At 30.5% G+C, this 14,804-nt stretch carries 7 protein-coding genes; all 7 read right to left on the bottom strand.

All coding sequences use genetic code 11. From position 1 onward, the window contains the following. Positions 1–26: 26 nt before the first annotated feature. Positions 27–3,728, bottom strand: a complete 3,702-nt coding sequence (purL, locus tag ABDX67_RS07730) for a phosphoribosylformylglycinamidine synthase (protein WP_347174391.1) — start codon at positions 3,726–3,728, stop codon at positions 27–29. 141 nt (positions 3,729–3,869) lie between these two features. Beyond that, entirely contained in the window at positions 3,870–6,092 is a 2,223-nt protein-coding gene (locus ABDX67_RS07725) for an endonuclease (RefSeq protein ID WP_347174389.1), read from the bottom strand. A gap of 69 nt (positions 6,093–6,161) precedes the next feature. Beyond that, on the bottom strand, positions 6,162–7,382 hold the full coding sequence (locus ABDX67_RS07720) for an RsmB/NOP family class I SAM-dependent RNA methyltransferase (RefSeq protein ID WP_347174388.1): 1,221 nt from the start codon (positions 7,380–7,382) through the stop codon (positions 6,162–6,164). A 68-nt stretch (positions 7,383–7,450) separates the two neighbouring features. Further along, positions 7,451–11,926, bottom strand: coding sequence for a hypothetical protein (locus ABDX67_RS07715; protein ID WP_347174387.1), 4,476 nt, complete (start codon positions 11,924–11,926; stop codon positions 7,451–7,453). A gap of 52 nt (positions 11,927–11,978) precedes the next feature. Beyond that, positions 11,979–12,620, bottom strand: a complete 642-nt coding sequence (locus ABDX67_RS07710; RefSeq protein ID WP_347174386.1) for a hypothetical protein — start codon at positions 12,618–12,620, stop codon at positions 11,979–11,981. Positions 12,621–12,689: 69 nt separating this feature from the next. Next, on the bottom strand, positions 12,690–13,460 hold the full coding sequence (locus ABDX67_RS07705) for a hypothetical protein (RefSeq protein ID WP_347174384.1): 771 nt from the start codon (positions 13,458–13,460) through the stop codon (positions 12,690–12,692). A 43-nt stretch (positions 13,461–13,503) separates the two neighbouring features. Continuing rightward, positions 13,504–14,367, bottom strand: a complete 864-nt coding sequence (locus ABDX67_RS07700) for a hypothetical protein (protein WP_347174383.1) — start codon at positions 14,365–14,367, stop codon at positions 13,504–13,506. Positions 14,368–14,804 lie beyond the last annotated feature (437 nt).

Raw genomic sequence — 14,804 nt, 5'->3', positions numbered from 1 at the left:
GTTTCATTTTATAAATAATACATGTGTTATTTATTTTCAATCCATTTTTTAGCATTTACAAATGCTTTTAACCAAGGACTTACTTCATCTTTTCGTCCTTTTGGATAATTTGCCCAGTTCCATTGAAAGATAGAACGCTCTATATGAGGCATCATAACTAAATGACGACCAGTTTTATCACTCATCATTGCAGTATTAAAATCTGAACCATTTGGATTTGATGGATACGAATCATAACCATATTTAGCAACAATGTTATAATTTTCTTCATTCTCAGGTAGCTTAAATTTACCTTCTCCGTGAGAAATCCAAACACCTAAAGTGCTTCCTGCTAAACCCGATAACATAACCGAATTATTTTCTTGAATTTTTACAGAAGTAAATGCACTTTCGTGTTTTTGAGAATCGTTGTGTACCATTTTTCCGTGAACATTGTGTTCTGGATATATCAATTCTAATTCCATAAATAATTGACAACCGTTACAAATTCCTACAGATAAAGTATCTTCTCTTTTAAAGAAATTATTGATAACAGTATTTGCTTTTTCGTTGTATTTAATTGCTCCAGCCCAACCTTTTGCAGAACCTAAAACATCACTATTTGAAAATCCACCAACAGCTCCTAAAAACTGAATATCTTCTAAGGTTTCTCTACCAGAAATAATATCTGTCATGTGCACATCCTTAACATCAAAGCCAGCTAAATACAAAGCGTTTGCCATTTCACGCTCAGAATTAGATCCTTTTTCTCTTAAAATAGCTGCTTTTGGTTTCGACTGCGATTGACCTGACAACTTAATGTCACTTCGAGCGGAGTCGAGAAGTCCTGTAAAATGTTTTGGAAATTTATATTGTAAAGGTTGATTTGCAAAGTTTTCAACTCTCGTTTTTGCCAATCCGTTTGCGGTTTGTTTTTGATCTAATAAGAAAGAAGTTTTATACCAAACATTTCTCATTTTAGCAACATCAAAAGAGAAGTAGTCTTCATCATTTTTGATGGTTATATTTCCTGAGTTATTTGCCGTACCAATATTGAAGAACTCAATATTATTTTCTGATAAAATTTCTTCAACTGATTTGTCAGCTTGAAAAACGATTCCAGAATTTTCAGCAAACAATACTTTGATTGAATCTTCTTCATTTAAAGCTGTTAAATCAAACTCAGCTCCTAAATTGTTATCAGCAAAACATAATTCTAACAAAGTTGTAATCAAACCACCAGAAGCAACATCGTGTCCGGCTACAATTTTATCAGCTTTAATTAAATTTTGAATCGTATTAAATGTGTCTTTTACAAAAGCGGCATTTTTAACATCTGGTGCTTCATTTCCAATCGTATTTAAAACTTGATTGAAAGAACTTCCTCCTAATTTAAAAGAATCTTGAGAAATATTAATATAGTAGATATTTCCACCATCAACTTTTAAAACAGGTTCTACAACTTTAGTAATTTCATTACAATTAGCTGCCGCAGAAATAATTACTGTTCCTGGAGAAATTACTTCTCCATCTGGATATTTTTGCTTCATAGAAAGTGAATCTTTTCCTGTTGGAACATTGATTCCTAAATCGATAGCAAACTCAGAAACTGCTTTTACAGCTTTGTACAAACGTGCATCTTCTCCTTCATTTTTACAAGGCCACATCCAGTTTGCTGACAATGAAACACTTTTTAAATTATCTTTTAAAGGCGCCCAAATAATATTGGTTAACGATTCTGTAATCGAATTTCTACTTCCTGCTTCTGGATGAATTAACCCAGAAATAGGCGAGTGCCCAATGGATGTTGCAATTCCTTCTTTTCCTTTATAATCTAACGCCATAACTCCAACGTTATTCAACGGAATCTGTAAAGGCCCAACACATTGTTGTTTGGCAACTTTTCCACCAACACAACGGTCAACTTTGTTGGTTAACCAATCTTTACAAGCAACAGCTTCTAACTGTAAAACTTGTTCTAAATAGATTTGTAAATTTTTCGTTTTATAACGCGAATTTTTATAATTTCTTTCAATGGTTTTATCTGTTAAAACTGTTTTTGGCGAAGAGCCAAACATGTCTTCCAACGCTAAATCCATTGGCTTATCACCTTTGGTTTTAGACTCAAAAGTAAACCGATGATCTCCGGTAACATCACCAACTGTGTACATCGGAGAACGTTCGCGTTCTGCAATTCTCTGTAAAGTATCTAAATGTTTTTCTGCAATTACCAATCCCATTCTTTCTTGAGATTCGTTGCCAATAATTTCTTTAGCTGACAACGTTGGATCACCAACAGGTAATTTATCTAAATCTATTTTTCCGCCAGTATCTTCAACTAATTCTGACAAACAATTTAAATGTCCGCCAGCTCCATGATCGTGAATAGAAACAATAAAATTTTCTTCGCTTTCTACCATTCCACGAACAGCGTTTGCAGCACGTTTTTGCATTTCTGGATTAGAACGTTGTACGGCATTTAATTCTATTCCGGAAGCAAATTCTCCAGTATCAGCAGATGAAACTGCAGCTCCACCCATTCCGATTCTATAATTTTCTCCACCAAGAATTACAATTTTATCTCCTACTTTTGGCGTGTCTTTTAAAGCTTGATCTGCTTTTCCATAACCAATTCCGCCAGCTTGCATAATTACTTTATCGTAACCCAATTTTCTTGGTTTTGCATTACTTGAAGCTGTATTTTCGTCGTGTTCAAAAGTTAAAACAGAACCGCAAATTAATGGTTGACCAAATTTGTTTCCAAAATCAGATGCTCCATTTGATGCTTTTATTAGAATATCCATTGGTGTTTGATACAACCAATCTCTTGCTTCAAACTTTTGCTCCCAAGGCCTGTTTTCTTCTAAACGAGAATACGATGTCATATAAACTGCTGTTCCTGCTAAAGGTAAAGATCCTTTTCCGCCAGCCAATCTATCTCTAATTTCTCCTCCAGAACCTGTTGCTGCTCCGTTAAATGGTTCAACTGTAGTTGGGAAATTATGTGTTTCTGCTTTTAAAGAAATAACAGAATTATAATCTGAAGTTGTATAATAATCTGGTTTGTCTGCTGTTTTTGGTGCAAACTGTTCCACTTTTGGTCCTTTTATAAAAGCAACATTGTCTTTGTATGCAGAAACAATATCATTAGGATATTGCTTCGAAGTTTCTTTTATCAATTTGAATAATGATGTTGGCATTTCTTCGCCATCAATTACAAAAGTTCCGTTAAATATTTTATGACGACAGTGTTCTGAGTTTACTTGGCTAAATCCAAAAACTTCAGAATCTGTTAATTTTCTTCCAATTTTTGTTGCAACACTTTCTAAATATGCTACTTCTTCATCACTTAAAGACAAACCTTCTTGTTGGTTGTAAGCTGCAATATCTTCAATATCTAAAATAGGTTCTGGTAAAATATTGATGGTAAAAATATCTTGATTTAAACCATTAAATTTCTCAGAAATCATTGCATCAAAATCAGTAAAATCTTCAGAAACTGTTGTAAATTCTTCTATTCTAATGATTCCTTTAATACCCATATTTTGAGTAATCTCAACGGCATTTGTACTCCAAGGAGTAATCATTGCAGCACGAGGACCAATAAAAAAAGCGTCGAGAGACGCCGTGTTTATTTTAGGTTGATTGCCAAAAAGCCAATTTAATTTTTTGATATTTTCAGCCGATAATTCTTTTGCTGTTTGAACGGCAAATACTTTGCTGTCTTGGTTTCCAAAGAAATGAATCATTTATTGTGTGTTTGTGTTGTTGTTTTAAAATGCAAATTTAATATAAATCCTTGAATTTCTTATTTAAAAGTGTTATTGATTTAAAGAGTTATACACGATGTTTTAAACAAAAAAAAGCGGCTAAATGCCGCTTTTTTTAATTTAGTTTTTTATGAGTTTTTGTATGCTTGTGCCTTTGTCTGACATCAGTTTGATAATATACAAACCATTGTATAAACCATTTAGGTTAATACTAGATGTTGGATTAGAAATAGAAATTACTTCTTTTCCATTTATCGTATAAATTTTTACTTCATTAATTTTTATTGAAGAAGAATTTACAATGTTTAATACATTACCATTTAATGGGTTTGGATATAATTTAAACAATGCATTGTCAATTTTATCTACACTTAAAGTTGCTGTGTGACTTCCAATTCCATCATATACATTTTCACCTACATTATCCCATTCATTTACATCATACGTTGCATTTGGAGATGAAATCGTTGCTTTTCTTCGTAACGTCACATTTATAATATGATTAGTAAAGTTATTTTCTTCACCAACTATATCAATTAATACGCCATTTTTAAACAACCCAACAGGATCATTTCCATTAAAATTAAGAGGTGACCCCTGTTCATAAGGAGCATTACTATTATTAGGTACAACCAAATCAGCATTACTTGTTAAAGTAGCATCTGCAGCATCACCATGAATTATTACAAAAACATCGTTTGGTAAAATACTTGTGTTTGCTGGGTTTACTAAATAATCTGCTTTTGTCAGCGGTAAATCATCTATCCAACCTTTTCCTGTATAATTTTTTCTGATAGAATACGCAGTCAAATCAATAGCATTACTAGTTAAGTTTACAATTTCTATGGCTTTATTATTTCCGTCCGTATTTGGTTCTACATATTCTGAAATAAACAATTCTGTAATTCCGTTAGAAGAACCGTCTGTTGTAGTAACATTTATTGCAGCACTTTGTGCAGATTTATTATCGGCTGCATCTTTAGCTAAAACAGTAACAGCGTATGTTGTAGAAGCTGTTAAGCCAGAGAAACTATAAGTTGTTTCTGTAGTGCTTACATTAAAATTGCCGTCAACAAAAACATCATAACCAGTTACTGCAGTATTGTCAGTAGAAGCGTCCCAAGTAATTTTAAAAGTTGTACCAGAAATATTACTTGCTACAATATTTGTTGGAACAGTTGGAGCAGCAGTATCTTGTAAAGTTGTTGCATTTACAACTGTGCTTTTTGCAGATTTATTATTGATAATATCTTTTGCTTCTATAGTAAAAGCATAGCTTGTGTTTGTTGTTAGGCCAGAGATTGTAATTGTTGTGTTAGCAGTTTGTGCAGTTAAAACATCATCTACATATACATTATAACCTGTAACACCAACATTATCTGTTGAAGCTGTCCATGATAAATCGATTGAAGTTGTTGTTTGGTTACTCGCAACAACATTTGTTGGAGTGGTAGGTGCTTCTGTATCCGAACCTGTATAAATACCCCATGTATCTTCCGCAGAATTTCCACCCCAAATACGAGTTGCTAAATACGGATTGTCTATAAAAGGATTTCTATTTCCTTGTGCAGTAGTATTTGTAGTAGTATCTTCATGGTAGGTATTACGTTTTTTCTCTAAATCAGAAACAGGATCTTCTGCATTCCATTTTAAGAATAAATCGATCATATCATCTGGAGTTAAAGAACTATTTCCTACACCAACATTAGTTGGTAAACATCTATCGCCATAACGTAAATACATATACATTACAACTCTTGCAACATCGCCTTTCCATTCATCACCTGGATACCAAGCATTTGTATTTGGACCAGAATTACCAGGATACGTATCTGTAGAAAATCCAGATGCAGCTCCAGATCCTTTACCAAACTTACGATTACTTCTTGTGCCATTTCTATCACTATCAGCAGGTCTTAAATTGTGTGCATCGGTAGCAATACCCGGATTATCACTAGGCAGTGGCATTCCTGGAGTAGCTAATGACCTTGCATATATGTGTTCTCTATTCCATTTTCCATCAGAACTACCACCACCTTGTTGTAAAGATTTACTTCTAGATCTATCGTTTGTAGTATCGCCATCAGATCCATTTTCCCATCCATAGATAAGTAAAACATTATTGGTGTTGCTTGGATCTTCGTCTGTTACTTTAGAAGCCGTCCAAACATCTGGTGTATAATCTAATATTCTTGTGTGTGTTGTGGTAATTTTTGTTGCTAACGCATTTTTTAATTGAATTCCAGTAAGTGTTAAGTTAACATCGTTATAGTAACTCTCTTGAGAAAAGGAGATTAACGATACAAATAATAGGAAATAAAAAGAAAGTAATTTTTTTACCATGTTCTTAGTTTTTGAGTTATTAAAATTATTTCTTTTTCAGCAGTTTTAAGTTTCAAAATTAGCAATAATTTATGAAACCACATTTTTTTCTAATAAAGCCATATAGAATCCATCATAGCCAGATTCTGAAGCCAATATTTTTTTATCACTAACAAATACAAATTCTTTACCGGCTTCTGATTTTAAAAACTTTTTTACTTGTTCTTGATTTTCTGATGGAAGCACAGAACAAGTTGCATACACTAGTTTTCCGCCAGGTTTTACCATTTTAGAATAACTTTGTAAAATATCTTGTTGTATTGCCTTTATATTATCTATAAATTCTGGTTGTAATTTCCATTTAGAATCTGGATTTCTACGTAAAACACCCAAACCAGAACAAGGAGCATCAATTAAAACTCTGTCAGCTTTGTTGTGTAATTTCTTAATTACTTTTGTAGAATTTATTTCTTTTAAATCTATGTTGTGCGCTTTGTTTCTTTTTGCTCTAACTTTTAATTTACGTAATTTACTTTCATAAATATCCATGGCAACAATTTGCCCTTTATTTTGCATTAATGCTGATAAATGTAATGTTTTTCCTCCAGCTCCAGCACAAGTATCAATAACTTTCATTCCTGGTTGTACATCTAAATATGCAGCAACTAATTGAGAAGAAGCGTCTTGCACTTCAAAATATCCTTTTTTAAAGGCATCGGTTTTAAAAACATTTGCTCTTTCTACCAACTTTAAAGCATCTGGATGATTAGGAAGTGTTTCTGTAAAAATACTTTCTTGTTCTAATTCCTTTTGGAGTTTTTCTTTGGTAATATTTAAGGTATTGACTCTTAAAACAACGTCAGCTTGTTTGTTTAAAGCTGCCATTTCTTTCGTCCATAATTTTTCTCCTAATTCTTTTACACACAATTCATCCATCCAATCTGGAATAGATTCTCTGTATTTTCTTATTTTAGAAAGTTCATCAAATCTACCTTTAATTCTTCTTGTTGGTGTTTCTTCAATTTGATTCCAATCGGGTAGTGGTATTCCTTTTAAAACACACCAAACTGTAAATAATCTCCATAAATTTGGTCTATCAAAAGGTTGTTTTACTTCTGCGATTTCTGCGTATAAACGTTTCCATCTAACAATTTCATAAATTGTTTCTGCAACAAATTTACGATCTCTGCTTCCCCAACGTTTGTCTCTTTTTAATGCTTTTTCTACTGCTTTACCAGCATATTCTCCTTCATTAAAAACATCGCGCAAACTATCGATTACGGCATATGTTAAATTTCTGTGTAGTCTCATTTATAGAATATTAATCACTAAAAAGTTGTAGTTTCTTAGGATTTGCAAATGTAATAATAAAGATGAGATTAATTTTTCTTTTTAGTGAAATCTGTAAAAATTACTTTTCTACGTTTTTCTATGATGTAAAAAGAGACATAAACGCCGTCTTGTGTGCTTTTTAATTTTAATGGAATATTGTTTCTTGTAATTTGTAATCTGTTGTTTAAGATGCTTTCATCCATTGTAATTACATAATCGCCAAATGGTAAATAGAATTCGAAACGTCCTTTGTTGTTTGTTAAAGCACCATATACTTTTTCTCCAACTGTTGCACTAATTTTTATTCTTGATAAATCTAACGGAGCATCATCTGTAACGGCAATTTTTTGTCTGTCTAAAACCACATCACCATACACTTTAACTCCTCTAACAAAAGGAACATAAACAATATCGTCGTTCTCAATAATTACTGTACTATTGATATTTGGAAACCAACCGTTTAAATTCTCTAAAGAAAAAGCATCAAAATCATACTCATCTTTTAGTAAATTTTGCATCATTGCTTCGCCATTCACATCTGTTAATACTTCTTTTTTATCGATCTTTACTACAACGTTTTGTAATAATGTTTCATCGTTATCTCTAATTCCGTTTCCATTTACATCTAAAAATGAAATAAACTTTGCATTTGCTGCGGTTCTGTCTACAAACGGAATTGGAATTCCAAAATCTTTTTTAAGATTAAAGTTTAGATTAAAATTACTGCTCGAAACTTGATTTGCTGGGTTAAATTGATCTCCAGCCTGATTGTCTATTGGATCATAAACCGAACTAAAATCTCTTGTTGTAAATGTGTAATTTGTACTTACACCAAACCGCCATCCAGTATTGTTAAAGAAATAAACCGTTGGATACACACCTAATGTGTGATTGTTAAATACATTGTTGTAACTATAAATCACATTAGATTCTATTACTAATTTTCTGTTCGGAAATAAATATTGATTTTGTGCAGAAACTCTAACAGATTGTGGTGTAATAAAGTCGTTTAAAGCTTGTTGTGATGTAAGAGAAGAAAAAGCTCCTAAATTATATTTTGCATTAAAATTCCATGTTCTATACCTTGTTAAAGAAGATAATTCGAAATTAAAATAATCTTTATTATCAACATTGTTAAGTTCTGGTTTTGTATAACCTGCTTTTAAATAAATAGAGTTGATAAACTGTTTTTCAAAATCATAATTAGAAAAACGAAATGTTAAACCGCGATTGTGAATAATACTGTTCGGAAAGTTTCTATATTCATAAAACAAACCTGCTTGATAGTTACCAGTTTCTCCACCTGTATTAAAAATTAAGTTGTTGTAAAACGATTTTTGTGAATAATTCTCGTTACCCGTAATTGCGTTATAGTTTGCAGATTGTTGATAGTTGTTTGTTAAAAAGACACTCCATTTATTACTAATAATATAGTTTGTTCGTTGGTTTAGATACATTCTGCTAAAGTTTCCGAAACTAAAATTTTTATCATTAAAACGAGTGTTAAAATTGTATTTAAGCCTTTTGTTTAAAAAGCTAGAACTGTAACTTACACCAACTAATAATCCGTTTGGATTAAAGAAAACAGGCTCATTATCCATTTTTTTATTAGTAACAGAACTTAATACAGAAATGTTATGATTATTACTAATTCTTATGGATGGTTGTATTGATAATACATTAATACTTCTATTAGAAATGCTGTTAATATTTCTACCAAGCTGCGTTTTTACCCTAATATTTTCATTGTAATTAAAATTGTGCCATACACCAAAACTTATTGAACTATTAGTTGCAGCAAATCCGTTTGAGTTTACATAAAATGCACCAACTTCATGCGTATCATTAAAGCGATAAGAACCTTTTACTCCATAACCAGAACTAGAAACTCCAGTAATGTTTCCACTTACTTGTCCAATTTCTAATGTTTTTTTATCATCAAAATAACCAACATACCAAGGCGCATCACTTAATATATTTTTTGTGTAATACGAATTGCTATAACTAAGGTCTGTTGAATAAATTAAGTTTGCGGTTGGACTTAATTGTTTAAAACCTCTTAAGTTTAAAGCTAAAAAAGAACGGTCACTTAATATATTTTGTGCGCTCATAATTACCGTTAAAGGTAAATACGGATAACCGTACGGATTCGCTTTTATCTCGTTTGGTAATTTTATAAAATCAACTTTTGTTCTTTTCTGTAAAGAAAATTTATTAGCTCTTGGTTCTCTACTATTAATAATTAAGCTGTGTGTTTTTTTCTCTTCTTCTTTATTTGGACTATAACTGTTATAAGAAATTCGTTTAAAATTTCTCTTGTTCATATCTTTAAAAGTGATGATATAATCAAATAATTTTTTTTCTCTAGCTTCTAAACTAAATGTAACGTTTGGCTGCTCTATAGCATTTCCTAAAGTATCTGATAAGAATAGATCCTTTTTTGGAATAGAGTAGTTTACAAACAAATCTTGTTTGTAATTACCAGAATTGTGCAATTGAAATTTAAAGCGTTTACTTTTTTCTCCATTTTTTAAGTAAATGCTTTTTGTATCTGTAAGCTCAATATCCCAACCAACTTTCTTTTTTGTTTTTAAAGAAAAATAATTATTTGCTAATTGACGCTGATCAATATCTACAATAAAAGAATTTACTATAATTTCTGTGTTACCATTTACTAATTTTGTTGGACTAATAATTATAGGAACTATTGTTGTATCGTTTTGTTTTGCAACATATTTTTTGTTTTCGTCATCAATTCTTGTCCATCCACCAGGAATCATTAAATCTGTAGTAAAAGTAACAGGTTTAGAACCAATATTAATTACTTTTAATACGTTAGATACAATTTGTCCGTCGTTTAAATCAATTTCATTTCTTACAAATTTCGATAAAATATTTCCGGTTCTTAAGTAGGGTAGTGTGTCTAAAAACTTTGGTGCATTAACCAAATCTGAATGAGTAAAATTACGATCATCTATAGAATCGTTTAAAACTAAATTTTGATTTGTATTAAAATTATTGGTTGCAACATTTGTTGAATCTTTATCCTTAAAAATATCATCAATTTTTGCTTTTGCAACACTATTGATTATAGAATCTTGTATTCTCTTAGTTTCTTGTTCTTTAAAAGTTTTAGCTTCTGCAACTATAATAGAATCTTGAGCTCTTTGTTTTGTTAAAATAGAATTTATAATATTATTTATAGAATCTTGTTTTCTTTTTGTTAAATCTGCAACATTTAATCTAGTTAATGAGGACTTAATAGAATCTTGTTTTCTTTTTGCTTCGGTTTGTAATGCAATAGCATTATTAAGCGCTTCTCTTTTTATTTTTGCAGCAATATTGGCTTTTGCAATTCTGATAGAATCTTGAATAAATTTTACTTTTCTATTGATGTCGGCTAGTACAATAGAATCACTTCTTCTTTTTGCATTAAAATTTGCTTTTGCTATTCTAATAGAATCTTGGATGTATTGTGCTTTTCTAATTGATTCTACTTGCTTTATGGAGTCTAATTTTAATTGAGCAGAAATATTAGCTTGGGCAATTTTAATAGAATCTTGTCTTAATTTTATTCTTCTAGCAGCATCAATTCTATTTAAAGAATCTCTTCTTTTTTTAGCAAGAACATTTGCATTTGCAATTCTGATAGAATCTTGTTTAAACTGAGCAATTCTATATGCTTCTACTTGTTTTACAGAATCTCTTTTTCTTTGTGCCACAATGTTGGCATTAGCAATTCTGATGGAATCTTGTCTTAACTGAGCGATTCGTATAGTTTTTAATTTATTTAACGAATCTTGACTTTTTTGAGCAGCAATATTTGCATTTGCTATTTTAATAGAATCCCTTCTTAATTGAGCCCTTCTAAGGTTATTTGCAACTATAATAGAATCTTGTTTTCTTTTAATAACGCTATTTACTAACGCAACTTTTATAGAATCATTTCTTTTTTTAATTGCATTGAATTTTTCGGCAATTAAAATAGAATCTTTAGCGTTTTTAACTTTACTTGTTGCTTTGGCTATTTTAATAGAATCTAGCCTTAATTTATTTTTGATTTTATTTTCTACAAGTTTAATAGAGTCTTTTTTACGTTGTGCAATTCTAGTCGCAGCTTTATTTGCTTTTACTAGTTTTAAAGAATCATTTCTTTTAATTATGGCATTTAAACGAGCTAACCTTTTATCGGCATTGCTCATTTTTGGTTTTATTATAGTGTCGTTGTTTTGTTGATTTTTGTTAGTGTTTTCTGCTATTTTAACAGGTGTTTGTTTAGCTAAGCTATTAATAACATCTTCAGAGCTTCTTTTATAAAAATTTAAAATAGAATCAAGAACAGCTATTCTTTTAGTTAAATCTCTTGAGTTTTTTGCTGTAAGTACAGCTCTTCTTTTTAATAGATTTATAGAATCTATTTTTGCAGTAAGTAATTTGTTATTCTGATATTTTGTTTTAGGAATATAAAGGACAGTATCTTTTTGTTGAGAATACCCAACACTAATCGATAATACAAAAATCATTAGAAGTATGATCTTGTAATGTAAATTGGGAGGAATATTATTTTTCAAAACATTAATTCACTTCTTCTAGTCTAAATTTAATATTTAATTTATAAACCCCTGGATTAAACTTAAAGCCAGGTTTTAATCTTAAATCTACATCAAAACTATATTCGTTATAATTAGTTAAATAACTACCAGGACCATTAACATTTTTTGTTCCGTTTGCTGTACAAGAACCTGCAGGTACAATTATTTGAGGCACCATTTCTTCAATTATATCTAGAATATCATTTACATCAGTAAAAGACCTAAAGCTTGTATTTAAAGGCGTACCACAATTGTTATTTACTCTAACTTCTAAATCGCTAATAGATGGTTTTAAAGCATTACCGTTACCATATAATGTAATTTCTTCCCATTTATCAGCTAAAGTTCCTGCACCAGAATTGTTTTCTATAAACATTCTTAATTTCCAAGAACAATCTAAATCTACCGGATCTTTGTTTTCTACTTTTACTCTTAACCTTGCTACACTTAATAGCGTAATACCAGAATTGTATTTAGAAAAATCTGTAAAAGTAAAGTTAGCATCTACAGTTGAACTAGATTGTAATTCTACAACTCCACAATGTATTTGCGCATAAAAGACACTGCTAATTAATAAAAAAGCAGCAGTAAAAAATAATTGATATTTTCTTTTATGTTTTCGCAAAATTAATTGTAATAAATAAGGATGTAATTTACTAATTACATCCTTATTAAAAATTATAAAAGATGTTTTTTATTGATCTTCTAATAAAACGTATTGTACATACATTGTGTAAACTCCACCTTCTGCATAAGAACTTGCAGTACCAGTAGTAACTAAATCTTCTGCTGTAGTACTATCTGCTTGAAAAGCATTCGGAAAAATTGCTGGTAAACCTGGAGCAATTCTGTAATCTAAAACATAGTAAAAATCAGAAGTAGTTCCTGAGTTGTTTAAGTAAGTTCCAGCAGTCATTGAATCTCCAACTCCTGTCGTTCCTGCATGTCCAGCAATATACTTATTAGCAATTGTTGGAGGTGTACCAGAACCATCGTTGTTTACAAATAAACTATTGTTTCCAGAAGCTGCTGCTTGGTTTGTAGAAAAAGCAGAACTATAATCTATAACACTTGTACCAGCTGCTCCACCAGAATTTGCTCTAGCTTGTCTAAGTTCTAATAAACTTAATGGTAAATCTGCAACAGAATTAGAAGTTGCACCATAACTTACTTGTTGATCCCAAAATCTGTTTCCAGTTTGTGATCTACCTACTGCATATAAATCCCAATTTACAGTTGCGCTAACTTTTAAAATTGTTGCTCCGTAATTTGTGATACCAGCTTGGTATTCTGTAATGTCATCAAAAACAAATTCAATTTGATTTGGTGTAGTCATTTCTAACTCTAATACAGGTTGCATATCTAAAGTAATAGATACATCTTTTTCGTCAACTAATTGTGCATTTGCAGAAAATGCAAATCCAATTAAAATAACTGTTGATAATAATTTTGAAAAATTCTTCATAATAAATAATAATTAAGGGGGTTAATAATACTGTTTGTTAAATTTAATTGATTTCGAACTCTAGTTTGGCCGCTTGTATTTCTTCGGAGTTCTCGTAATCTAAAACTCCGACAGCCAAATATTTTCCTTTTCCTAAACCTTTTAGAGAAAAACTAAAATCTCTAATTAAGTCAGGAACTATTGTAAATTTTTTAACTTTTAAGCGTTGTTGTACACCTGTGTCTAAATTTGTTAAATCTATATATGAAGTACAATACGCAATTCCATCTCCAGTATTTTGTACTTCTAAATATAAAAATTTAGAAGCAGTACCGCTTTTTAACTGAAAATCTTTAAATTCTATTTTATTGTCTATAACATTTGGTGGATTTTGATATGCGAAAATTCCAAATGCAAAAGTAGGAACGACACCTAAAGCTAGTGTACTATTATCGTTGTTTGATGTTGATAATGATTTTCTTGGAGCAACTTGCTCTACCATTAATATAGACCAAGCAGCTTTATCACCATCGCTTGTATTAGGCACACTAACAGTAACTTTAATTAATTTTTTTTCAAATGGTTTTAATTCAACAAATGTTGGAGAAACATTTAACCATTTAGATAATGAGTATTTTCCATTTCCAGCAGGTAAAAAACTACTTTTCCCTTTTCCATTCATGTTAAAATCATACATATTAACATTAAATTGTTTTGGAGTAGAAGTATTATTATTTACGGTAATATCGTAAGTTTTAACTTCACCAGGCTTTTGATTGAAGTGGAAATGAGCTGGCGCAACAGAAACACCCGTAGATTTACGAGCACTATTGGTTTGGTTCGATTTGTCCTGACCATAAGTAAAATGGGCAGAAACTAATAATAAAATCGAAACTAGTCTTAGGGATAACTTAGTTTTTAAGGGCATTTTTATTATTTTATCAGTTCCAAATAAACAAATAAAATTATGAACCACCAAATTTCTTCACAAAATATATATATAAAACTAATAAAGCTTATTATTATCTCTCAATAAAATACTATTATTAATTAGATTGACATTAAAGGACCTTTCAATTTGATTACATATTAAAGAATTGCAAATATTTTCATTTATTTTGTTTAACGCAATGTTTTGCAGCATATTATATTACGAGCTGATGTAGTAAGTATTATTATCGTTCTATATTCTTTTTAACTGTTATAATTTTTTGTTTACTTAGATAATAAAATATTGTTTTATTTCTTTTGTTTTAGAATAAAGTACTACTTTTGTACTCTAAACTGTAATTCTAGTTTATCCACCCGATATACTTTAGTTTATCCCCCACAACATTTTTATTTTTTTGAGACCTTTTTAGATAA

The sequence above is a fragment of the Polaribacter uvawellassae genome (assembly GCF_039748955.1).
GTDB lineage: Bacteria > Bacteroidota > Bacteroidia > Flavobacteriales > Flavobacteriaceae > Polaribacter > Polaribacter uvawellassae.
Note: the sequence above shows the minus strand (reverse complement) of the source record. Positions and strands in the feature narration are given on the sequence as shown.

Excerpts from the sequence above, each read along its gene's own strand:
- ABDX67_RS07720 (WP_347174388.1), bottom strand. The coding sequence starts at position 7,382 with ATGAGACTACACAGAAATTTAACATATGCCGTAATCGATAGTTTGCGC.
- ABDX67_RS07715 (WP_347174387.1), bottom strand. The coding sequence starts at position 11,926 with ATGATTTTTGTATTATCGATTAGTGTTGGGTATTCTCAACAAAAAGAT.
- ABDX67_RS07700 (WP_347174383.1), bottom strand. The coding sequence starts at position 14,367 with ATGCCCTTAAAAACTAAGTTATCCCTAAGACTAGTTTCGATTTTATTA.
- purL (WP_347174391.1), bottom strand. The coding sequence starts at position 3,728 with ATGATTCATTTCTTTGGAAACCAAGACAGCAAAGTATTTGCCGTTCAA.
- ABDX67_RS07725 (WP_347174389.1), bottom strand. The coding sequence starts at position 6,092 with ATGGTAAAAAAATTACTTTCTTTTTATTTCCTATTATTTGTATCGTTA.
- ABDX67_RS07705 (WP_347174384.1), bottom strand. The coding sequence starts at position 13,460 with ATGAAGAATTTTTCAAAATTATTATCAACAGTTATTTTAATTGGATTT.